Genomic DNA, 23,390 nt, shown 5'->3' with positions numbered 1-23,390 from the left:
CTTGCTTTACTTACCTGTGTCGGCAGGTTTATCCAGATCTTCTTTTGCCTTGTTTATTTCATCTTTTGCTTCGTTCACACCGTCTTTGAAGCTCTTCACGCCTTTGCCTAAGCCGCGCATCAGTTCAGGTATTTTCTTTCCACCAAAAAGAAGAAGGATAACCAAAGCGATAATAATCCATTCGGACCCACTAGGCAAAAAGCCTAACAATAATAAGTTTGTCATAAGTTTATTTGATAAAGAGGTTTTTAATAGTTGCTGCAAATATAATACTTTCACCACAGAGTAACGCAGAGTTCCGCAGAGTTTTTTATTTTTATTTCGTTTGCTCTGTGAGGCTCCATGCCACTCCGGAGTGAATTAATCCTGATAATATACCCGCTTCACTCGTGTCGATATACTTGTCAACACTTCGTAAGGGATTGTATCCAGCGTATCGGACAAAACCGTAATCGGAAGATCATCACCGAAAATGATGGCCTGATCGCCTTCCCGACAGTCAATGTCCGTTACATCTATCATACACACATCCATGCAAATATTACCCACATAAGGAGCTTTCTTTCCGTTCACCAGGCAATAGGCATTGCCGCGTCCCAAATGACGGTTTAATCCATCCGCATAGCCGATAGGAATAGCTGCAATACGCGAAGGGCGTACCAGATGTCCCATCCGGCTATATCCCACCGTATCTTCCTGGGGAACATCCCGAATTTGAAGAATGGTAGTTTTGAGCGTACTCACATTATGTATAATCGAATTGTCTATCGGGCTAACTCCATAAAGTCCGATTCCCAAACGTACCATATCAAACTGTGCATCGGGGAAACGTTCGATTCCTGCCGTATTGCAGATGTGACGGAGAATCTTGTGAGAGAAAGCGGCCTGCAATTCCTGCGAACCTTTCTCGAACAATTCAATCTGTCCACGGGTGAAAGCGTCGAACTGCGGCGAATCACTTCCTACAAAATGAGAGAATACCGAACGGGGGATCACCGCACTCTGATTCTTCAGACGACGAATGAGCAATGGTATATCTTCTACCGCAAAGCCCAAACGGTGCATACCTGTATCCAGTTTCACATGAATCGGGAAGTTGGTGATTCCTTCTTTTTCTGCCGCTTTGATGAGCGCATCGAGCAGATGGAAATTATAGACTTCCGGTTCCAGCTTATAATCGAACATGGTTTTAAATGCCGTAAGCTCCGGATCCATGATTATAATAGAGGCGGTAATACCTGCTTTGCGAAGTTCGGAACCTTCGTCAGCCACGGCTACGGCCAGATAATCGACATGGTGTTCCTGCAAGCTCTTGGCTATTTCGTACGAACCGGCTCCGTAAGCGGATGCTTTCACCATACAGATCACCTTTGTTTCCGGATGGCGAAGCATGGAACGGTAATGGTTCAGATTGGCGATCATCGCTCCGAGGTTTACTTCAAGAATGGTTTCATGTACCTTCAATTCAAGTTCTTCGGATACCAAATCAAAGTTGAACACGCGCGAACCTTTTACCAGAATTACTTCCGAATGAAGTGATTTGAGTATGCCGGACGTAAGAAGTGCTTCTGTGTTAGGAAAGAAGTAGCGTTCGAGATCGTCATCAAAACGAGCGGAACAGGAGGATATTTCCTGCCCTACACCAATCAGTTTATTTATTCCTTTACTCTGCACCAACTGTGCTACACGCCGGTAGAGCGTAGCGGTACTTTGTCCGGTTTCCAGTATATCCGACAGAATCAGTGTCCGCTTCAAGCCTTTCTTTTCCGAACGACGTACCAGAAAGTCGAGTGCAATATCCAATGATGCCAGGTCTGAATTATAACTATCATTAATCAATACGCAGTTATTCTTTCCTTCTTTCACTTCCAGACGCATGGCAATCGGTTCGAGACGGGCCATCCGTTCGGTGATCTGGTCGGCAGGTGTCATCAGGTAAAGACAAGCTGCCAGGCAATTCAGCACATTTTCAATGGAAGCGTCATCGATGAAAGGAATACAGAATGTATTATCCATTTCCAGATAACGATAGGATATAACAGTATGATCTTCTTTCTTGATTACACGGCTGATATACAACGGACGTTCAATATCCCTACGGCTCCAGGCTATTTCACGTGCAGTCAGCATTGATTTTGCGACACAATTACTGATTAATTCGTTATCGCCGTTGTAAATCACTACATCGCAGTCTTTGAAAAGCGTCAGCTTCTCCATGCATTTCTCTTGCAATGAGAAGAAATTTTCCTGATGGGCACCGCCGATATTGGTCAGAATACCAATGGTAGGCTTTATCATTCGTTTCAAGGCTCCCATCTCTCCCATTTCGGAGATGCCGGCTTCGAAGATGCCCAGTTCTGCTTCTTCTGAAAGTTGCCATACAGAAAGAGGAACTCCGATCTGCGAATTATAGCTACGCGGAGAACGGACGATACAACGATCCGGACTAAGTAACTGGTGCAACCACTCTTTCACAATGGTTTTTCCATTGCTTCCGGTGATACCTATCACAGGGATTTTAAATTTATCACGATGCGCTTCGGCAAGCTTCTGCAAAGCCTTCAGAGGATTGGGAACGATAAGGAAATTGAGAGTTGAGAGTTGAGAATTGAGAATTGGCTGCGCATCATCATCCTGCCCAGATTTCTCCATTTTCAATTCTCCATTCTCAATTAATTTAAAGTCTTCTTCTGTTATTACAAAATTGCGTACGCCCCGGTCGTATAATTCGGGAATATAACGGACTCCGCTATTTCGTTTGGTAGTTAAAGCAAAAAAGAGAGTTTCTTCCGGAAAACTCAAAGAGCGGCTGTCTGTTAACAGCCAATCAATAGTCGCTTTATGTTTGCCCATACGGCGGGCACCGATACTTTTGGCTATGGATTCAATCGCATATGACATAGTTCTGTTTCTTTTTGAAAATCTAAGTACGGGTATTTTCCGATAAGTCGTTCTATTTTTAACACTATTTGTCCTAAAAAGCGTTGATACGCCTCTGACTCGGGGTGAAAGGGTTTATGTGCCAAGTCCCGGCGGATGTCCTGCACTGCCATGATAACCTGCTTTGTTTCAGCGGAAAAGAAGGTTTCGGAGAAGCGTTCCCACAGGTAACGAATCGCCAGAGGAGACGGATGCAGCATATCGTCAGCATAGAAGCGATAATCACGCAATTCGTCTAATATGATTTCATAAGAGGGGAAGTAGAACACTCGTTCCGGGAACAATTGCTGCAACCGGTCGATGGCCAGTAACAACGTAGATTTACTTAATTGATTGGCGTGCATTCCGTCGCGTATATGACGGATCGGGCTGACTGTAAACAGCCATTTTAATTCCGGATTGCAGGCTGCCATTCCGGTGATGAGCGCTGTATAATCTTCTACAATTTCTTCAACAGTAAGCCGGTAACGTAAGAAATGGTTTTCCGGCAGTTGATGGCAGTTGGCTACCACTTGCCCACTCTCTTTTTGTTTATAAACATAAGCGGTGCCCAAAGTTACCATTAGCCAGTTCAACTCCGGCAGTCTTTGATGGGCGTGATGAAGACGGGCATTTATGGCATTCAACGTTTCTTCGGGCGTAAAAGCTGAAAAAGAGCCGTGATGCATCGGACTATGCCATAAGTCTTTGTAGGCAAACAAATCCTGGCTGGTATATTCTTTATTTCCCATAATCTCTCTCAAAGCGGATGAGACGGACAAAGGATTATAAAGAATACCAAAAGGATTCAGATCCAGCTGAAACCCAGCGTCCATTAATTGTCTCCCGATATTTTCTGCAAAACAGGAGCCCATCAGAAGAATACGATCTGCATGACTGACAGGTGGCATCCCGGCAGGCAATTCTACAGATGTTTGAAAGTTCATACGATTTTCCATCATTTCATTACGTTTCATGTGCAAAAGTAATCAAAAAACAATTTCCTACCTCTTTTTCCTCACGATTCAATAATCTTAGGGAGTATGGAAAAACAGATACGTCCCTATGCCGAATAAGATTTTATAAAAAAAAGGGGGGCGAATATACTTTCTTTTCGTATTTTTGCACTAAATTTCCTCGAATCATGAAGAATGAACCGATATATAACTTGCTAAACACTATCAATTATCCTGACGACCTGCGAAGACTAGACGTAGAGCAACTGCCGGAGGTATGTAGTGAATTAAGGCAAGACATTATTAAAGAACTCTGCTGCAACCCGGGGCATTTTGCTGCCAGTCTGGGAACAGTGGAGCTGACCGTAGCTTTACACTACGTCTACAATACACCTTATGACCGTATTGTATGGGACGTGGGACATCAGGCATACGGCCACAAAATACTGACAGGACGCCGTGAAGCCTTTTCTACGAACAGGAAACTCGGAGGAATCCGTCCTTTCCCGTCTCCGGAAGAAAGCGAATATGATACTTTCACGTGCGGACATGCTTCCAATTCTATTTCTGCAGCTCTCGGTATGGCTGTCGCAGCCGCCAGAAAAGGAGATGCCAAACGCCATGTAGTAGCCATCATCGGCGACGGTTCCATGAGTGGCGGACTGGCTTTTGAAGGGCTGAACAATGCATCTGCCACATCGAACAACCTGCTCATTATCCTGAATGACAATGACATGGCCATTGACCGGAGTGTAGGAGGTATGAAGCAGTATCTCGTCAACCTGACAACTTCCAACCGCTATAATCAGCTACGTTTCAAGCTCTCGCGCATGTTGTTCAAGCTCGGCATCCTAAACGAAGAACGTCGCAAAGCGCTCATACGTTTCGGGAACAGCCTGAAATCAATGGCTGCACAGCAACAGAATATTTTCGAAGGGATGAATATCCGTTACTTCGGTCCGATAGACGGACACGATGTAAAGAATCTAGCAAGAGTATTGCGTGACATCAAAGATATGCAAGGACCTAAAATCCTGCATCTGCATACTATCAAAGGAAAAGGATTCGGGCCGGCAGAGAAGCACGCTACCGAATGGCATGCTCCCGGCAAATTCGATCCGGTCACCGGCGAACGTTTCATTGCCAACACTGAAGGAATGCCTCCGCTTTTCCAGGATGTATTCGGAAATACATTGGTAGAGCTTGCCGAAGCCAATCCGAAGATTGTCGGTGTCACTCCTGCCATGCCTAGCGGCTGTTCAATGAACATACTGATGGAGAAAATGCCCAAACGCGCGTTTGATGTAGGCATTGCCGAAGGACATGCGGTTACTTTCTCCGGTGGGATGGCAAAAGACGGACTGCAACCATTCTGCAATATCTATTCTTCTTTTATGCAACGCGCGCATGATAATATCATTCATGACGTAGCGATTCAGAATCTCCCTGTTGTTTTGTGCCTCGACCGCGCCGGACTGGTTGGCGAAGACGGTCCCACTCATCACGGAGCTTTTGATATGGCATGTTTGCGTCCAATCCCCAATCTGACGATCAGTTCGCCCATGGACGAACATGAATTACGTCGCCTGATGTATACGGCACAATTGCCGGACAAGGGGCCATTCGTGATCCGTTACCCTCGCGGACGCGGTGTATTAGTAGACTGGAAGTGTCCATTGGAAGAGATTCCGGTGGGAAAAGGACGAAAACTGAAAGAGGGCAACGACCTTGCGGTTATCACTATCGGACCGATAGGAAACATAGCTGCCCGTGCCATTTCCCGGGCAGAAGCTGATTTCGGTCTGTCGATCGCCCATTACGATTTGCGTTTCCTGAAACCGCTGGACGAAGAGCTGTTACATGAGGTAGGACGTAAATTCCAACGTGTCCTGACTATCGAAGACGGGATTATCAAAGGCGGGATGGGTAGTGCTATCCTTGAATTTATGGCAGACAACGAATACAAACCAAGCGTGAAGCGTATCGGTATCCCCAACCTATTTGTAGAGCATGGATCAGTTGCCGAACTGTATCAACTGTGCGGCATGGATGAAGAAGGGATTCTGACTAAAATAAAAGAATTTATCAATTGACATGAAGATTATTATTGCCGGTGCCGGCAACGTAGGCACCCATTTGGCCAAGCTGTTATCGCGCGAGAAGCAAGATATCATCTTGATGGATGATGACGAAGAGAAACTAAGTGCTCTTAGTGCCAATTTTGACTTGCTGACTGTTGCCGCTTCTCCTTCTTCCATCTCCGGATTGAAAGAAGTGGGCGTCAAAGAAGCCGACCTGTTTATCGCAGTCACACCGGACGAAAGCCGTAACATGACTGCCTGTATGCTGGCTACCAATCTGGGAGCTAAAAAGACAGTGGCACGTATCGACAATTACGAATATCTTCTGCCCAAAAATAAAGAGTTTTTCCAGAAGCTGGGAGTCGATTCTCTGATTTACCCGGAAATGCTGGCTGCGAAAGAAATCGTATCTTCCATGCGTATGAGCTGGGTACGCCAGTGGTGGGAGTTTTGTGGAGGTTCTCTGGTTCTGATTGGTACGAAGATGCGTGAAAAGGCTGAAATCCTGAATATACCGCTGCATCAGCTAGGCGGTCCTAACATACCTTATCACGTAGTAGCCATCAAACGCGGAACGGAAACGATTATTCCCCGTGGAGACGATGTCGTTAAATTGCATGATATTGTTTATTTCACCACTACCCGCAAGTATATTCCGTATATTCGTAAGATAGCCGGCAAGGAAGATTATGCCGACGTACGCAACGTGATGATTATGGGGGGAAGCCGTATCGCAGTCCGTACCGCACAATATGTACCGGATTATATGCAGGTGAAAATAGTGGATAATGACCTGAACCGTTGTAACCGCCTGACAGAGTTACTGGATGATAAGACAATGATTATCAACGGAGATGGTCGCGACATGGATTTGCTCATCGAAGAGGGACTAAAGAATACCGAAGCATTTGTTGCTCTGACCGGTAACTCGGAAACAAATATTCTAGCCTGTCTCGCCGCTAAACGTATGGGAGTGGAAAAGACAGTGGCAGAAGTTGAGAATATCGACTATATCGGTATGGCGGAAAGTCTTGACATCGGTACTGTTATCAATAAAAAAATGATCGCTGCCAGCCATATCTACCAAATGATGTTGGATGCCGACGTGTCTAATGTGAAATGTCTTACTTTTGCCAATGCGGACGTTGCTGAATTCACTGTACCGGAAGGTGCTAAAATCACCAAACACCTGATTAAAGACCTGGGACTCCCGAAGGGTACTACCATCGGAGGAATGATCCGCAACGGAGAAGGTATCTTGGTGACGGGTGATACACAAATCCGTCCCGGCGACCATGTAGTCGTATTCTGTCTGAGTATGATGATTAAAAAGATTGAGAAGTTCTTTAATTAAGTATTAAGTATCAGGTATTAAGTATTAACCGTAGCAACCCATTTTCACCGACTAATACTTAATACCTGATACTTAATACCTAATACTTAATACTAGTTTATGATTAATTCAAAGATGATATTCCGGATTCTGGGCTTTCTGCTTCTGATAGAAACAGCGATGCTGTTATGTTGTGGAGCGGTCTCTCTTTTTTATAAAGAGAATGACTTGCAGAGTTTCCTGATTTCATCTGCTGTCACAGCCTGTATTGGCTTTCTGCTGCTTGCCATCGGGAAAGACGCAGTGAAATCCCTGAATCGCCGCGATGGATATGTCATCGTCAGCGCAGCATGGGTTACCTTTTCCCTTTTCGGAATGTTACCTTATTATATAGGAGGATATATTCCCAATGTTGCGGATGCATTTTTTGAAACGATGTCCGGATTTAGCAGTACAGGTGCCACTATTCTGAATAATATAGAGTCGATGCCCCACGGAATACTTTTCTGGCGGGCTATGACGCAATGGATAGGTGGTTTGGGTATTGTATTCTTCACCATTGCTGTTCTGCCGATTTTTGGTGTGGGCGGAATTCAGGTGTTCGCAGCAGAAGCCAGCGGACCTACTCATGATAAAGTGCATCCCCGCATTGGCATCACTGCTAAATGGATTTGGGGTATTTATGCCGGAATGACGGGAACACTGATTATTTTATTAATAGGTGGTGGCATGAGTATATTCGATAGTATATGTCATGCTTTTGCAACGACCAGTACCGGTGGGTTCTCTACTAAACAGGCCAGCATTGAATATTACCATTCACCTTATATAGACTATGTAATTTCCATTTTCATGTTCCTTTCAGGAATTAACTTCACATTGCTGCTGTTGATGTTTAATGGGAAGATTAAGAAGTTCCTACATGATGCGGAACTGAAGTTCTACTTTATTTGTGTTTCATTCTTCACTCTATTCATTGCTATCTGGCTCCATCAGACTTCTTCTATGGGAGTAGAGGAGGCATTCCGGAAATCGCTTTTCCAAGTGATTTCATTGCAAACTTCTACGGGATTCGTCACAGCTGACTATATGCTCTGGCCTTCTATCCTCTGGGGCTGCCTCATCATTGTGATGATTATAGGAGCTTGTGCCGGCAGTACAACAGGAGGTATCAAGTGTATTCGTATGGTTATTCTGTTTCAAGTAGTGAAAAATGAATTCAAACATATTCTTCACCCTAACGCCATACTCCCGGTGCGGGTAAATAAGCAAGTTATTTCCCCTTCCATTCAGTCTACTGTATTGGCTTTCACCTTTTTGTATGTAGTTATTGTTATCATCAGCGTGCTTGTCATGATGGGCTTAGGAGTCGGTTTTCTGGAATCAATAGGAACCGTAATCTCAAGCATAGGTAATATGGGACCAGGCCTCGGCACATGTGGTCCGGCTTTCTCATGGAGTGCATTGCCCGATGCTGCCAAATGGCTGCTTTCTTTTTTAATGCTCTTGGGACGCTTGGAATTGTTTACAGTATTATTGCTTTTCACTTCCGATTTCTGGAAGAAGAGTTAAAGAAGAGGAAGAGAGGCAGCTTTCGTTAGAAAATAGGAAGATAACTAGCTGCATCCGGAGATAAGAAAGAGCAAATATGAGCATTATCAAACTATTAAAAGGCATTACCTTATTATAAGCCATTACCTAACAACAACTTATCAACTTATATTTCTCAACTATTCCCTGTGTACTTCCCTGCTAATGGTTATCCGAATAACCTGATGATAATCGCTGTTCCCTGATAATGATTACAGTCATTAGCATCATTGCTTTTGTTTTAAATCTTTCTTAGCAGAATCTTTCTCACTACAGGTTTATTAACCTCATAAATCTTATTGATAAGAACATCCATTTCCTGTTCACGAGCCTCACGTACAGCATCAGACATCATTCTGGTATAACCATCCCGATGTCCTTTCAGCCATCCATTCTTCTCAAGATTTTCATCCATAACCTTGATAGCTTGTCTGTCATTGGCAAAAAGCAATCCTTTTTGTTGAAAGAAACCAAATTGAGTCCATGCATAATCTCTGAAACTTCTCTCAATCTCCCATCTATATTCATTCAGATGCATCACAGCTAATGCCTGTTGATATTGAGGAGTCTTGGATTCGGCAGCCAGATTAATACCCTTTGCCAAGTCATCTCCACTCCATATTCCGATTTCTTCCTCATCGATCAACAATTTATAATCACCTTTCAGACCTGTTACTTTCAGAACTTCACGATTCATTTCATCCATAAAAGGAATGACTTTCGTAGCTTCTGCCTGCCCCTTTTTTTGTCCCCATCCACGAGCGATAGTATCCAAAGGATAAGGAAGAGCTTCTGCCAGATAGTCAAAGCTCAAATCTTTTCCGTTCTTCTTGATATTTGAGATTGTACAATTCTCTGCTTTAACTGCCTGTTTCTTATTAGCATTAATCTCCATTTCTGCTACTTCTTTACCCACAAATCCTTGTGCTTTCAGGAAAAGGTAAGCCATCACCATGTGTCCGTCATTATCCGGATGAATACGGTCGCTGCCACAAAGAGTAAATGCCGGATCTTTCTGTTGGTTTTGTTGATTCAAAGCAACCATAGGAGCATTCAAATCCGTAAATTCCCAATTGTTCTTAGCTGCAGATTCTTTCTGATATTCAACGATACGTTTGATAGTTTCGTTCTTTGTTTTGAACGGTACATTCTCTTTCAATTGCACGGTTTCATCATAAGGGGAAGTTCCGACCATCACAATACGGGTATCAGGAAGATCTTTGAAACGCTTCTCCATTTGCTGGTAATTCTTGATACTTTCCTGATATTTCTGTTCGCCGAATTCTTTGGGATTATCCCCGTTATATTCAAAATATCCGGAGTCATTCATACCAAAAGTAACCATCAATACAGAGGGTTTCATAGGGAAAATATCTCCATCCAAGCGTTTGTTCATATCGTATGCCGTATCTCCGCCAATACCACCATTCAATATGCGGAGAGGCATATTCGGAAAACGAGTCATATAATACAACCAGATATACGAATGGTAATGACCGCCATCCGTGATACTGTTTCCTAAAAATACTGCTCTTTCACCCTCTTTAAAAGGCTTCACTGTTTGAGCAAAGGCAGTAGTATATGTCATACAAACTGCCGCAATCAATACAAAAAACTTTTTCATGTCTTAATATCTTTTTTTACAAATACTATAAGTTGATATACATTGTTTTATCTGTCTTTATCCGATTAATTCGCTTATTCATCATCCAGTTCATTTATTCATTGTTCAGTTCATTTATTTCAAGTTTCTCATTTTGAAATAAGCAAATTCCGCTGGCACATCTTCAGCACCGCAGTGAAGTAATCCCGGACGTTGCACTCTGTCCCAACGAGTCAAAAAGGCTCCTTTTAAGGAAGTATCCAATACAGATTTCCATGTCTTTCCATCCTTACTTTCGTAGAAGTTGAAAATACAACCCTGTTCTACCTCTATCTTCAGATAAATGTCTTTATCAGTAGTGAGACTGGATTCATGGAGTATTGATTCTGAATTGTCTTTCAGCATTTTCAACTGCAATTTATTTCCTTTGACTCCCCAAGTTACCAAATTCTTATCATCACCATACAAGGTTAATCCCTGCAAACTTTCATTCGCACGAATCACTTTGGTTTCACAACTATAGTGCGAAGATTGTGGACGTAAGCATAATGCAGTACCCTGTTTATTGTCTTTTTTCGGAGTGCCGGACAGAGAAAGTTTTCCTTTCTTTAATGCAATATTTACATCCGAATAAGGATAATTCCAAGTCCAGTCAATTTTCAATTTACTATCTTGAAAGCGATCTTCAAAGTCTGTAAGAGGTTTCTGCCGGGTTGTTTTAAAAGGCATGGGTTGCTTGGCGACGGCAATATTACCCGTTTTAAAACGCACCCAATGATCTGCTGTCACCTCCATTTCCTGTAGAACAGGTTGGCGTCCGTTATAGAAGTTTTCTCCCTTTAAATAGGCATGACACAAATAAAACATTCTTCCATCCGGAGTTTTTACCGCTGTGCCATGACCACATGAAATATAATCACCCTCACCTCCATGCAAAATGGGATTTCCGGCATATTTTTCATACGGTCCACAGAAGTTTTTGGAACGTGCCACATATACGTCGTAGTTACTAGAGGGACCACAGCAACCGTGAGCCGAATAGACGATGTAATAATAATCGCCTTGTTTGAAATGATACTGCCCCTCCATGCCTATCTCTTCCTCATCTACCAACAGAGAAAAAGGTTCGCCCTCCAAACGTAATCCGTCGGCAGAGAGTTTACTTCCCAGCAGTTCTATCGGACGTTTGTCCAATCCATACGCTTTCCAGCTAATATACAATTGCCCATTGTCATCATAGATAAATGCATCAATGGCCTCTGTTCCATACGTTATGATCGGACCATGATCGGTAAATTCATGCAAAGGAGAATCCGAGGTGGCTACTCCGATATAAGAAATTCCGGTACTTTTCTGACGGGCAGTGTAGTAGCAATAGACTTTATTATTGTGATAATATAGCTCCGGTGCCCAGAATGAGTTTGAAGTCCAGGAGGGTTGTTTGGAGAAGATATGCCCCACCTGTTTCCAGTTGACCATGTCTTTGGATGTGAATACCGGGTAGAAAGGAGCCCACTCGGATGATGTTCCTGTGGCATAATACGTATCATCTATCCGGATCATGGACGGATCGGGCATGTCGCCCCGGATAACCGGATTCATAAAGTACTGTTGTTCTTGCGCTACAAGTTGTGGCGCAAGACAAATACCAAACAGAAAGATTATGATCTTCTTCATGAACATTTTCTTTATTTTTTGAGAGGATCGTATACGGCAACTGCCACGCGAGAATCAGCACAGCCATAATAGAGGAACCACTTCTGGTTGTGGAATACAAGTCCCTCGATAAATACCGTTCCGGCAGGATATTGTCCGCTTTTCTCAAAGTCTGATTCGGGAGTATAGAACGGTTTATCCAGACGATCGATCAGTTTGGCAGGGTCTTTACTATCAAACAGAGCTTGTCCGGCACAATAAGAATTCGCTGTATAAAGCGTATCTCCCTCTGCACCCGATTTATTTTTACCGTTATAAAACAACAGGATTCCTTTATCTGTCAGGATAGCAGGAGGACCACACTCGGTCAGGTCACTGTCGAATTTACCCGGACGGGGTATCATGACTTTCAGGAATTCGCCGTTTTCATCCAACATTGGTTCCCAGTTGACGAGGTCTGTGGAGGTAGCTACATTGACAAACTTTTCTCCCCAATACATCCAGTATTTCCCATCTATTTGGGCGATCACTTGTTTGCCGTCGACTAATTTAGTCAGGATAGAGGCAGACTTTGAAAATTCATCCAGAAATCTTCCATTATAGGCTTTGGCAAAAGCAGGTCCGTGTTTTTCCCAAGTTTGGAGGTCACGTGAAGTGGCCACTGCCAAACGTGCCTGTTTACGGTTCCATTGTGTGTAATGCATTACATAGAGTCCGTCTTCTGTTACGGCAACGCGTGGGTCTTCGCAACCACCCGGATTCTCGAGTTCTTTCTGGCTATCGTCTGCCGGATAAAATACGGGAACAGTCATTCGTTGGAAATGGATTCCGTTGTCGGAAGAAGCGTATCCTAAACGGGAAGTACGTGAACCGATACCGGTTGCCGAATTATCTTCAGCCCGATAGAGCACTACAACTTTTCCATCATAAACGGTGGCAGCCGGATTGAATGTATCGCTCGCCTCCCATGCCACTGAATCCTGCCTCATCGGACAATAGAAAATAGCAGTAGTATCAGGTGAGATAATTGGATTAACGCCTTCCGGACGCTGGAAGTCCGCCCACGCCCAATCCGGAAATTCGGATGTTTGTTTCTTCTCGCCGCATGAAGTAACGAATGCGGCAGCCATCAGTAGATAAGCTATGTTCTGTAGTTTTCTTTTCATTCTTACGTTTGATATTAGTTATTAACCGACTTACTTTCTTTTTAAGGGAAAGAGGGAGGCACCACTTTAGTTCCCCATTTTACATCGGGTTTGGCCGAGGTAGCAAAATCAATAGTCCCACCATTATTAAGTTGATCCCAGTCTATCCATGTACTATCATACGGTTTGCCATTCAACTTCATCGATTTGATATAGATATTCTTTTCCGAACCGCCTTTTATCACTATATCTCCTTTCTTCAGATGAACTTTCACCGATGAAAAGATTGGTGTATTTACAGTAAAGCCTCCTATTCCCGGTATTTCGGGATAAAGACCGATACAGGCAAACACATACCAAGCACCCATCGTACCTAAATCATCATTACCCGGCAGACCGTCAATTTTACTTGAATACTGTTCATTCAATACACGGTTGATAATTTCCTGTGCTTTGTAGGGAGTTCCCACCCAGTTGTATATCCAGGGGATATGGAAACTCGGTTCATTGCCGGAAGCAAACCAGGCATCATTGTAGCCGGCATCCAGACGGGTGAAGAATTCGTCCAAACGTTTCTCTGCCGCGGCTTTTCCACCGATTATTTCAATCAGACCGGCAATATCGTAAGGCACCATCCAGAAATAATTCTTATAGGTCGATTCACGGAAGTCTTCAGTCAGAGGTTTCCACGAACCATCCGGATTACGTGATTGCAACCAGCCGGTTTCCGGATTGTACAGATTCTTCCATGAACGGGCAAAATGAAAATAACGCCAACTTGCAAATTCATCTCCTACGGCGTGCAATGCAAACTGTCCGATGGCAAAATCCGCAGAAGTATATTCCAATTGAATGGAAGCATTATAGTATCCTTTATCCAAATACTGTTTCAATCCCGGACGCGCCTCCACATTCTGCGACATTGCTCCCGGTTCTTCGGCTCCCTTTCTCATTATTTTGAAAATCGGCTTCGGATCATAATTACGGGCACCAAAAGCATAGGCATTAGAGATCAGGATAGGAGTCGGATCTCCTTGCATCACTCCGGTTTCAATATTCGCCATGACCCAACGGGGATAAGCGCCGCCAGCTTCTTCAGCAAACAGTTGGTGAGAAATCACAATATCAGAAGCTACTTCGGGATCGAGCATCGACAATAATTGAATCTGTGTGCGATAGGTATCCCAGTTGCTGAAAGAGGTGTAATGTTTAGAACGGGACTTATGCACCTTGAAATCAGCTCCCATATACTCTCCGTTCACATCACTACATACATTCGGGTGAATGAACGAACGATACAAATGGGTATAAAATTGAGTGGTCCGGTCTGGATTAGTGCCCTCTACTTCGATTTTACCCAAGTAGTCATTCCATTTGGATTCTGCCTGGTTTTGAATCTGTAAGAAGTCCCATCCGGTATTCTCTGCTTTCAGATTCTCACGTGCATTTTCTACGGAAACATAAGAAACACCAATCTTATACTGGATATTTTTCTTCTTGCTTACATCAAAAGTAAAGTAGACTCCGGAATATTCTCCCTCGGCAAAAGTGGTGTTCGGTTTCAGTTCATCTCTTTTCCAGGTTCCCGATTCCAAGGCATCGGCATCAAATTCTGCAACGAAATAGACTTTATACGGTGTACGCAGACCGCAGAAATTGCCACCCTCTGCATATCCTTCACACTTATTCGGTGCAGTGATTACAACGGCTGCCTGCTCGATCGGAGTGGCGGAGATACCTCCACCGATAATGACCGTACCATATTGTTGATCTGCCGGATATTCATAATTCGCCATACCGGTTCTTTCGGTCACAGTCAGTTTGGCTTTGATGTCTTCCTGCACCATTGCCTCATAATAACCTGCGTGTCCTTTTTCTTCAGAGATATTGATACGATAGTTGAGAATGTTGTCCGGAGACATCTTCAGTTTGCCTTTTACCGGAAAAGTAGGGAAGTTGCCCATGTGTTCGCAACCGCCGCCACTCAATTGGTTGATGACAAATCCGGAACGTTTGGAAAAGTAAGAAGGGGTGAACTGCACCATTCCATAAGGATAGGTGGCTCCGGGATAAAGATATCCCGAAGTCAGACCAACGCCTTTTGTACCTATCAGTGTATTCACCTGACGGGCATAATTGCTCCCGGCATTCTGTGCCAGGAGGCTCCCCCACCCTCCAATCAATACCAATAATAAACCTGTTAAAACTTTATTTTTCATACTGTATTTCGTTGTTTCTTTTCTTATTCTTTCGACAGAGAGAAAGGAGCGGCATATTTTGACGTACATCTTTCTTTATTCGGTTGCCCTCCCATTTCAAAACGGAGCGTACCACCGTCTGCTATATCGTCATATTTAATAAAATTCTTGTCCAATACACGCCCATTCAAAGTAGCAGACTGGATATAGACATTCTCTTTATTGTTGTTATTTGCTTCGATCACAAACTTATTTCCGTTTTCCAGCGTTATGGTAGCCTTTTTAAATAATGGACTGCCAATCACATATTCATCCGTACCCGGACAAACGGCATAAATGCCTAATGAGCTTAATATATACCAGGATGACATACCGCCTTGGTCTTCGTCACCCGGATATCCTCTTTCTGTTGAATTATAGAGTCTTTCAACAATCTGACGTACCCAATACTGTGTTTTCCATGGCTGTCCGGCATAGCTATACAGGTAAGGCATGTGCTGAATCGGCTGATTGCCATGCGCATACTGTCCCATCCCTGCGATTTCCATTTCTTTCATTTCATGGATCACTCCTCCGTATGTTCCCGGCTTGATAGTGCTGGGCAGGGTAAACACTGAATCTATTTTAGTAGTAAACTTCTCATCGCTTCCGAACAAGTTGATTAATCCTTCGGTATCATGGAATACCGACCAGGTATAATGCCAAGCATTGCCCTCACAGAAAGGTCCGCCCCATTCCAGCGGGTCAAACGGTTCCTGCCATTTGCCATCGACTCCTTTTCCACGCATAAAGCCGATGGATGGATCGAATACATTCTTATAGTTGTACATCTGACGGGCAAAAACTTCCTGATAGTGTTTATTTCCGACCATTTTTGCCAGCTGGTAACCACAGAAGTCATCATAAGCATATTCCATGGTCTGGGCACTTGATCCCATTGATTCCGGATAAGGAACATATCCCAGTTCAAAATATTCTTTCCAGAAGCCGCGTCCGTTGGCTCCTCCCCAAGGACCTTTGTTCATCGCTTCGTGTGCGTATGCTTTCAATGCTTTTTCCGGGTCGAAGGTACGGATGCCTTTTGCCCATGCGTCTGCCAATAATGAGATGGAGTGATTACCCAACATTCCTCCCGTTTCTCCGGGAGCCGACCAGGATGGCAGCCACCCGCATTGTTCCTGTGCGGCAAGCAAAGCATTCATGTAGCGTCCTTGCATAGTGGGATGAAGAATATTGGTCAGTGGGAACTGTGAACGGAAAGTATCCCAGAATCCATTATCGGTATACATATATCCGTCATATACTTTGCCATCGTAAGGGCTGTAATAATAAGGTTCTCCGTTCGCTTTACGTTCGTAGAATTTACGTGAGAAGAGATTAGCACGGAACAGACATGAATAAAAAGTCTTCATTTGTTCTTCTGTTCCACCCTCTACCTGAATTCTGTTCAGCAGTTCATTCCATGTTTTTTGTCCACGGGCTTTAGTGGTTTCCAGATTGGAGTCTTTACCCAGTTCATCGTTCAAAGTAATCACAGCCTGTTCTGCACTGATATAGGAAGAGGCTGCCTTAGCCTGTACTTTCGAGCCTTTTTTAAACTTGATATAAGCACCATAACCTTTGCCTGCTCCCTCCTGTTTTTTAGAGAAGATTTCATCTTTCTGATTTTCCCATACGCCGTAATCTTCAAATGCTTTATCGAATTGCACAACGAAATAGCTGCGGAATGTCTTAGAATTATTTACAAAACGCTGGTTATTCACCCAACCGGATATTTGTCTCTTGGCGGGATCTATTTTGATTTCACTCATATCTGTATATCCGTCGATCACCAGATAGGCATCTCCGGTAGAGGGATAGGAAAAACGCAAATGCACGCCGCGGGTAGTCGGTGCCATTTCGGTGGTAATGCCATTATTCAGTGTTACTTTATAATAATGCGGCTTGGCAATTTCATTGTCATGACTAAATTTCGTCGCCCGTTTATCCTGATTAACGACTAGTTCTCCCACCATCGGCATAAAAGAATATACGGCATAATCACTCATCCACGGGCTGCATTGATGTGACTGGCAGAATCCTCTGATGGCATCTACCGCATACTGATACTTCCAGCCCTCTCCATTCTTTCCGGTTTGTGCAGACCACGTATGCATGGCATAGGGCATACCGGTAGTAGGATATGTATTTCCATAACTTAATCCAAAATGGGAATCAGTGCCCTGCAACGTATTGACGTATTGCACCAAGTCTTTCGTTTGAGCGTATATTCCAGTGGAAATAAAGACTGTAACAATACAAGTCAATAGATTTTTGATAGTTATCATTTGCATATTATTATATGATAGTTATTTACTTCTTTAAGACGAATAAAAATACAATTACCACTAAATCCTTGCTCTAGTAAACAGGAAAAAAGAAAATAATGCATGTCGCAACATCATTCTATTTTAACATATTAGCCAATTTGTTCCGTAGAGTAAAAGACTACTTAACAGTACAAAAAATATAAACCATAAATTCAATAAGTAGGTGATCTAAATTATTTATATATATCAGTACTAATATGGTTCATTTTCCGTTTTATAGAAAAAATAGAATTATGAAACCAATAAAAGTACTTGAATTATCAGAGGTTGATCGCCTCAAATTAGAGAAAGGCTATCATAATGGCCCTACTCATAGTTTTCGTATCAGATGCAAATCCATATTGCTGAAGTCAGAAGGTAAATCAGCTCCCCAAATAGCAGAAATGCTTGAGGTAACAGTACCTACTGTCTACACATGGGTAAAACGTTATGAAGAAAATGGCATCAAAGGCTTGGAGACACGTCCTGGTCAGGGGCGAAAGCCTATTATGGATTGTTCTGATGAAGAAGCAGTCCGCAAGGCAATTGAGGAAGACCGTCAGAGTGTGTCCAAAGCACGTGAAGCATGGCAGAATGCGACTGGTAAAGAAGCCAGTGATATTACTTTCAAACGTTTTTTAGAAACATTGGTGCAAGATATAAGCGTATAAGAAAACGCCCAAGGGGCAAACCCTCACCGCAGCTCTACGCATACAAGAAAGAGAAGTTGCAAGAACTTGAAGAACTTGATTCCAAAGGAGAACTTGTGCTATATTATGCCGACGAAAGTCATGTCTGTACAAATGGTTATGTTCCATATGGCTGGCAATTCAAGAATGAGGATATTTACATCCCATCCGAGAAAGCTGCCCGGCTTAATATTTTTGGCATGATTACCAAAAGGAACCAATATAAAGGCTTTACCACAAAAGAGTCCATCAACGCAGACAAGATTGTGGACTATCTTGACAGATTCTCTTTCAATGTAACGAAGAAGACTGTAATTGTCTTGGACAATGCTTCTGTTCATAGAAATCGGAAAGTTAAAGAACTGAGGAAAATTTGGGAGAAAAGAGGATTGTTCCTCTTCTATCTTCCACCTTATTCTCCAGAACTTAATCCTGCCGAGATTCTTTGGCGTATACTTAAGGGTAAATGGATAAGACCGATAGATTACGAGACTACGGACTCGCTTTTCTATTGTACGAACAGGGCCTTGGCGTCTGTGGGTACGAACTTATTCGTGAATTATTCATATTTGTAAAATTAATTTTGAACAGTTACTTAATATAAAATTTAGTATGGATACAAATCAAATACAAAATCATAGTTTCCTCTATCTACGACTATTGTTTTCTTTTGAATACCCATCTTTTTATTGTTTATCTTGCACGAAACAGCATTATCAGGTATACAAACAGTAGCAGTTGTTCCCGCAGGAATTGCCAATTGAAGATACAGCTGACCATCTTCCAATTTCCAATTGACACCAATAGTACCATAAGGAGATTCTTTCGTGATTTTAGCCCAAGTTACTCCATGGGGTATTTGAGGATCAATATAGATATGACGATATCCCGGAACAGACTCATCAGGATGTATTCCTCCTACAGCTTGGTAGAACCAAGTTCCAATCCCATTATAACAGTTATGTACCCGGCTACGTTCCCCACTCCAGTATTCCCAAGTTGCTGTAGCACCATTATCAGTCATATACAAATAACCGGGATAATCACGTTTCTTCAACATCTGATAGAAGAAATCTACCTTCTTATTCCGAACAGCCCATTCTGTCAGGATTGGTACTCCAACCAAACCAACCGCTATATGTCCTTTATGTTTTTCTGCAGTGATAGCCATCATATTCTCTTTCACTCTGCTATATAGAGAATCGGGTACGACACCTACCAGCATAGGATAGCACATATCCAACTGCGAACCGGTAGAATAAATGCCATCATTCGGATGATAAAAAGTCCTATGTATCAGCCCATTAAGTTTTCCTTTACGTATTGCAAATTCTTCGGCTTCTTCTTTCTTACCCAACGTTAGGGCTGCCTTACTCATAGTACCCAGACATTCACTGATAAAACAGTTACTTACTAAATCCACAGATGACTGGTCACCGGAATCCACTCCCATCGGTGCCAGCCAATCGCCAAGATACCAGTCACGATATTTTGTATCAGGCCAGCGTTTCAATAAACCATCGACTGTATATTTATCAACATACTTGAACCACTCTTTCATTTGAGAATAATATTTCTTTATTAGCCGTGAATCACCATAATTAACATAAGTTCTCCAAGGAGCCAATACAAAGAATCCACACCAATAAGGACCACCTCCACCAGCACCGGGATTAGGTCCAACATGCGGTAAACTACCTCCCTCACGCATGGAGTCTCCCCATGTTTGTACCCAGTTTAGAAAAGTTGGAGATACGTCATACATAGTCTGTAAAGATATTGTTGAAGAGTTTCCGTCACCACCATAACCGGCACGTTCCAAATGGGGACAGTCTACCATATATCCGCTAAAAGTGAGGCATTTCATTGTATACTGAATCATATTATGAATAGTATTCAAATCGGCATCTGAACACTCAAAAGTAGCGGTTTTCTGATAATCTCCGTGAATCTGAAGAGATCTCATCCATTCACTTTCCGGCCTTACAGGAAGATTAGAAATGCGTACATACCGATAGGCATGATGATTGAACTTATTTCTAAAGCATTCTCCTTCCCGTCCACCAGAGATATAAATATCACTCTCGCCCTGCTTATCAAATGCCCCATCCTTAGTCAAATTATCACTGTATTCCATTATTATTTCATGCCCCATAGGCAACATAGGCATGCGCATTTCAAACCATCCGGTTTGTACCCGTCCCATATCTACCAGCCAAACGTCTTCGTTCAGCTTCTCTATAGAAACAGGTTGTAATTTCTCATAGATTTTATTTACCTCACACATTTGAGGTGAAGTGATATGATCTGGGACTTTCACCGTTACTACTGAAGCCCACCTCATTTTATCCAAAGTTTGTGAAGAAAGATCTGTCGGTAAAATTCTCCCATCCACCCTTTCACCAGCAAACTGCAATGCACGCCAAGTCCCTGTATCTTCATAACCACTCTCACGTCCACACCACGAATTATCGGTTTTCGTTAACACTTCCCACTTTCCATTTCGTAAGATATTCAGTTCGGCCTTTACTAATGGACCATCATATGCTGTTCCAAAAGTAGTGCTCTTATACCATCCTTGTCCAATCCAGATTAATAAGTCATTTTCGCCCTCTCTTAAGTAGGGAGTTACATCATAAGTAACAATCAAGGAACGCTTAGTCAAATGAGATACAGCAGGTGCCAAAACACTTTCTCCTACTTTTTCTCCATTAATATAAATCTCATGATAACCTAATGTGTTCACGTGTAGAAATGTAGTTTCTTTTCTTTTTATATTTATTTTCTTGCGAAGAATAGGAGCACAAATCTTCCCTCCCTCAACAGAAGCCCCTATATATTCACCGTGCATTTGTGATTGTTCTAAAATACCAATAGAAAAACGAGCTACCGGACTCCATGCTGAAACCTGCCTTTTAGAATTCCACACACGAACTCTCCAATAACATAATGAACGGGAAGATAAAGAAACACCTTGATAAGGCACCATCACCGAATTATCAGACTTCAATTTTCCTGTATTCCACAAATCAGCTTTATCCTGGATCAGTAAAATACTATCCGAAGCAACCTGTATCTCATAATAGGCTTGTCCGCCTCTTAATTCATTACCTTTCAATTTCCAACTGAAATGAGGAGTGGTATTATCAATGCCCAGAGGATTGACCAAATTCTCACACTTTAATTCTGCCAGAATGAAAGGAGGCTCTTTTATTTTGCCATATACAAACGATGACATACAACATAAGCAGTGTATTAATCCTACACATAATAACAAACGCATATTCCTCATAAAATATCTGTTATATATTCAACACAATCAATTCATATTCCTCTGCTCACAACCAACAAAATGGCTATGAAACACCTATATTACAGGTCTACCCTAGTCAACCTCACCCGATGAACGACAGGCTTATTTATTTCATAAATTGTTTCAACAATAGAATTCATATAATTACTCCATACTTTACGAATTTCAGGGTGCATTGCCTTGATATACCAACCGTAACTTGCCCTAAGAAACAAATCCTTAGGCAAATATTCTTGAAGTTTATTAATGGCTTTTTGATTATCGGCAAATAAAAGACCTTCTTTTTTCAGAAATGAATATTCTGTCCACAAATATTCCCTAAATCGTTTTTCTATTTCAAACCGCTCTTCATTCAGATACATGATCTTTATGGCTTGCTGGTATTGGGGAGTAATCGGATAATTCGCTAAATTAACCCCATCTTCCAACTGTTCTGATGAAATTTCATCTATAAACTGATTATCTATAGTCAACCGATAAGTCCCTTTCTGTAGATTGATTACCTGAAAATGTTCCTGATTGAATTCTTCCATAAACGGAACTAATTGCATCGCGTCACGTTGAGATCTCTGGTTTCCCCAGCCATGTCGAGGAATGGAATCCAAAGGATAAGGAAGTGCATAAGCTAGATAATCGAAAGTAAGTTCATTCTTTTCCTTCTTCAATTTTGATATTTTGCAGTTCTTATGTGTAACCACATTCGAACTCTGTGCATCAATCAAGAATTCCGATACCTTATTTCCATCCAAGCCTTGTGCTTTCAAGAATAAATAGGCCATCACCATCTGACCGTCATTATCAGGATGAATCCTATCTATCCTACAAAAAGTAAATGTAGAATCTTTCTTCTGTTCTTCCAAGCTTATTTCACACATCGGACGATTGAAATCAACAAACCCCCAGCCGTTTTTTCGTGCCGATGTACACTGGGCATCTACAATTTTCAAGATAGCATCATTCTTCTGATGCAGAATGAATTTATTAAATTTTGAGGTTTCATCATAAGGAGAACCACCGATCAACACCTTGGTTATTTTATTTTTAGCCTGTAATCGCTCCTCTATCTCCCGAAAGCTTTTTAATGATTCTATGATCTGTTGTTCTGATAGTTCTTTAGCATCATCTTTCATGTAAATATCATAACCGGTATCATTCATACCAAAAGTAAGAGCTACATAAGTCGGTTTTCTGTCAAAAACATCATAATCCAACCGATCTTTAATATCCCATACACTTTCTCCACCAATGCCGGCATTCATGATAATGATCGGCTTATCAGGAAAACGGGTCATATAATACAACCATATAAACGAATGATAATGTCCGCCATGAGTTATGCTATTACCAGTAAATACTACTCGTTCTCCTTTTCTAAAAGGAGGTATAGCAGATTGTGCTTGCAAGCCATTACAACTTATATAAAATAAGCATACTAGAAAAAGTATCTTACTAAATATTTTTATATCCATCAGCCATTAAAACTATTCAATAATAAAATTATTATGATTTACATGCCCTATCCCATCTGATCAGAACATTTTCCACCGATAACATAGGAG

At 42.3% G+C, this 23,390-nt stretch carries 15 protein-coding genes; 5 read left to right on the top strand and 10 right to left on the bottom strand.

From position 1 onward, the window contains the following. Positions 1-6: 6 nt before the first annotated feature. The 3 genes from H8796_RS11015 to H8796_RS11005 all read right to left on the bottom strand — a co-directional run bounded on the left by H8796_RS11015 (position 7) and on the right by H8796_RS11005 (position 3,896). Positions 7-225 carry a twin-arginine translocase TatA/TatE family subunit gene (locus H8796_RS11015; RefSeq protein WP_117934729.1) on the bottom strand — a complete coding sequence of 73 codons (219 nt, stop codon included), beginning with the start codon at positions 223-225 and terminating at the stop codon, positions 7-9. Between the two features lie 135 nt (positions 226-360). Beyond that, the gene (locus tag H8796_RS11010; RefSeq protein ID WP_117934727.1) at positions 361-2,901 is read right to left on the bottom strand and encodes a bifunctional UDP-N-acetylmuramoyl-tripeptide:D-alanyl-D-alanine ligase/alanine racemase; all 2,541 of its coding nucleotides are present in this window, start codon (positions 2,899-2,901) and stop codon (positions 361-363) included. Continuing rightward, complete coding sequence (locus tag H8796_RS11005; protein WP_233530353.1) at positions 2,877-3,896, bottom strand: GSCFA domain-containing protein; 1,020 nt, start codon at positions 3,894-3,896, stop codon at positions 2,877-2,879. Before H8796_RS11005 ends, H8796_RS11010 begins: the two co-directional genes overlap by 25 nt. Positions 3,897-4,063: 167 nt before the next feature. Here H8796_RS11005 and dxs point away from each other — a divergent pair, with 167 nt between their 5' ends. The 3 genes from dxs to H8796_RS10990 all read left to right on the top strand — a co-directional run bounded on the left by dxs (position 4,064) and on the right by H8796_RS10990 (position 8,861). Beyond that, positions 4,064-5,968, top strand: a complete 1,905-nt coding sequence (gene dxs / locus H8796_RS11000) for a 1-deoxy-D-xylulose-5-phosphate synthase (protein WP_117934724.1) — start codon at positions 4,064-4,066, stop codon at positions 5,966-5,968. Between the two features lies 1 nt (position 5,969). After that, positions 5,970-7,310 (top strand): Trk system potassium transporter TrkA, encoded by a 1,341-nt coding sequence (gene trkA, locus H8796_RS10995; protein WP_009000401.1) that lies wholly within the window; start codon positions 5,970-5,972, stop codon positions 7,308-7,310. A gap of 99 nt (positions 7,311-7,409) precedes the next feature. Next, positions 7,410-8,861 (top strand): TrkH family potassium uptake protein, encoded by a 1,452-nt coding sequence (locus H8796_RS10990; protein WP_117934721.1) that lies wholly within the window; start codon positions 7,410-7,412, stop codon positions 8,859-8,861. A 259-nt stretch (positions 8,862-9,120) separates the two neighbouring features. Here H8796_RS10990 and H8796_RS10985 read toward each other — a convergent pair whose 3' ends face one another. From H8796_RS10985 to H8796_RS10965, 5 genes are all read right to left on the bottom strand, one after another. Further along, positions 9,121-10,503 carry an SGNH/GDSL hydrolase family protein gene (locus H8796_RS10985; protein WP_117934718.1) on the bottom strand — a complete coding sequence of 461 codons (1,383 nt, stop codon included), beginning with the start codon at positions 10,501-10,503 and terminating at the stop codon, positions 9,121-9,123. 114 nt (positions 10,504-10,617) lie between these two features. Then, positions 10,618-12,159, bottom strand: coding sequence for a family 43 glycosylhydrolase (locus H8796_RS10980; RefSeq protein WP_117934811.1), 1,542 nt, complete (start codon positions 12,157-12,159; stop codon positions 10,618-10,620). 11 nt (positions 12,160-12,170) lie between these two features. Continuing rightward, entirely contained in the window at positions 12,171-13,304 is a 1,134-nt protein-coding gene (locus H8796_RS10975) for a glycoside hydrolase family 130 protein (protein WP_117934715.1), read from the bottom strand. A gap of 41 nt (positions 13,305-13,345) precedes the next feature. Beyond that, positions 13,346-15,502 carry a GH92 family glycosyl hydrolase gene (locus H8796_RS10970; protein ID WP_117934713.1) on the bottom strand — a complete coding sequence of 719 codons (2,157 nt, stop codon included), beginning with the start codon at positions 15,500-15,502 and terminating at the stop codon, positions 13,346-13,348. 23 nt (positions 15,503-15,525) lie between these two features. Then, a complete protein-coding gene (locus H8796_RS10965) occupies positions 15,526-17,808 on the bottom strand; it encodes a GH92 family glycosyl hydrolase (RefSeq protein ID WP_117934809.1) in 2,283 nt (760 codons plus the stop codon). Between the two features lie 275 nt (positions 17,809-18,083). Here H8796_RS10965 and H8796_RS10960 point away from each other — a divergent pair, with 275 nt between their 5' ends. Further along, the gene (locus tag H8796_RS10960; RefSeq protein ID WP_117938168.1) at positions 18,084-18,500 is read left to right on the top strand and encodes a helix-turn-helix domain-containing protein; all 417 of its coding nucleotides are present in this window, start codon (positions 18,084-18,086) and stop codon (positions 18,498-18,500) included. After that, a complete protein-coding gene (locus tag H8796_RS10955; protein ID WP_117938167.1) occupies positions 18,476-19,093 on the top strand; it encodes an IS630 family transposase in 618 nt (205 codons plus the stop codon). Before H8796_RS10960 ends, H8796_RS10955 begins: the two co-directional genes overlap by 25 nt. Positions 19,094-19,125: 32 nt before the next feature. Here the strand turns inward: H8796_RS10955 and H8796_RS10950 are convergent, their stop codons facing one another. Together H8796_RS10950 and H8796_RS10945 are read right to left on the bottom strand one after the other, a co-directional pair. Then, entirely contained in the window at positions 19,126-21,810 is a 2,685-nt protein-coding gene (locus tag H8796_RS10950; protein ID WP_117934710.1) for a family 78 glycoside hydrolase catalytic domain, read from the bottom strand. 80 nt (positions 21,811-21,890) lie between these two features. Continuing rightward, on the bottom strand, positions 21,891-23,300 hold the full coding sequence (locus H8796_RS10945) for an SGNH/GDSL hydrolase family protein (protein WP_117934707.1): 1,410 nt from the start codon (positions 23,298-23,300) through the stop codon (positions 21,891-21,893). Positions 23,301-23,390: the final 90 nt, after the last annotated feature.

Source organism: Bacteroides sp. M10 (genome assembly GCF_014334015.1).
In the GTDB taxonomy this organism is placed as follows: Bacteria; Bacteroidota; Bacteroidia; order Bacteroidales; family Bacteroidaceae; genus Bacteroides; species Bacteroides intestinigallinarum.
The sequence above is the reverse complement of the archived record's forward strand: the minus strand, read 5'-3'. Positions and strand labels throughout refer to the sequence as shown.

What these genes read in the sequence shown, in the direction of transcription:
- H8796_RS11010 (WP_117934727.1), bottom strand. Translation starts at nt 2,901, where the DNA reads ATGTCATATGCGATTGAATCCATAGCCAAAAGTATCGGTGCCCGCCGT.
- H8796_RS11005 (WP_233530353.1), bottom strand. Translation starts at nt 3,896, where the DNA reads ATGAAACGTAATGAAATGATGGAAAATCGTATGAACTTTCAAACATCT.
- H8796_RS10950 (WP_117934710.1), bottom strand. Translation starts at nt 21,810, where the DNA reads ATGAGGAATATGCGTTTGTTATTATGTGTAGGATTAATACACTGCTTA.
- H8796_RS10985 (WP_117934718.1), bottom strand. Translation starts at nt 10,503, where the DNA reads ATGAAAAAGTTTTTTGTATTGATTGCGGCAGTTTGTATGACATATACT.
- H8796_RS10970 (WP_117934713.1), bottom strand. Translation starts at nt 15,502, where the DNA reads ATGAAAAATAAAGTTTTAACAGGTTTATTATTGGTATTGATTGGAGGG.
- trkA (WP_009000401.1), top strand. Translation starts at nt 5,970, where the DNA reads ATGAAGATTATTATTGCCGGTGCCGGCAACGTAGGCACCCATTTGGCC.
- H8796_RS10990 (WP_117934721.1), top strand. Translation starts at nt 7,410, where the DNA reads ATGATTAATTCAAAGATGATATTCCGGATTCTGGGCTTTCTGCTTCTG.
- H8796_RS10975 (WP_117934715.1), bottom strand. Translation starts at nt 13,304, where the DNA reads ATGAAAAGAAAACTACAGAACATAGCTTATCTACTGATGGCTGCCGCA.
- H8796_RS10980 (WP_117934811.1), bottom strand. Translation starts at nt 12,159, where the DNA reads ATGAAGAAGATCATAATCTTTCTGTTTGGTATTTGTCTTGCGCCACAA.
- dxs (WP_117934724.1), top strand. Translation starts at nt 4,064, where the DNA reads ATGAAGAATGAACCGATATATAACTTGCTAAACACTATCAATTATCCT.
- H8796_RS11015 (WP_117934729.1), bottom strand. Translation starts at nt 225, where the DNA reads ATGACAAACTTATTATTGTTAGGCTTTTTGCCTAGTGGGTCCGAATGG.
- H8796_RS10960 (WP_117938168.1), top strand. Translation starts at nt 18,084, where the DNA reads ATGAAACCAATAAAAGTACTTGAATTATCAGAGGTTGATCGCCTCAAA.
- H8796_RS10965 (WP_117934809.1), bottom strand. Translation starts at nt 17,808, where the DNA reads ATGATAACTATCAAAAATCTATTGACTTGTATTGTTACAGTCTTTATT.
- H8796_RS10945 (WP_117934707.1), bottom strand. Translation starts at nt 23,300, where the DNA reads ATGGATATAAAAATATTTAGTAAGATACTTTTTCTAGTATGCTTATTT.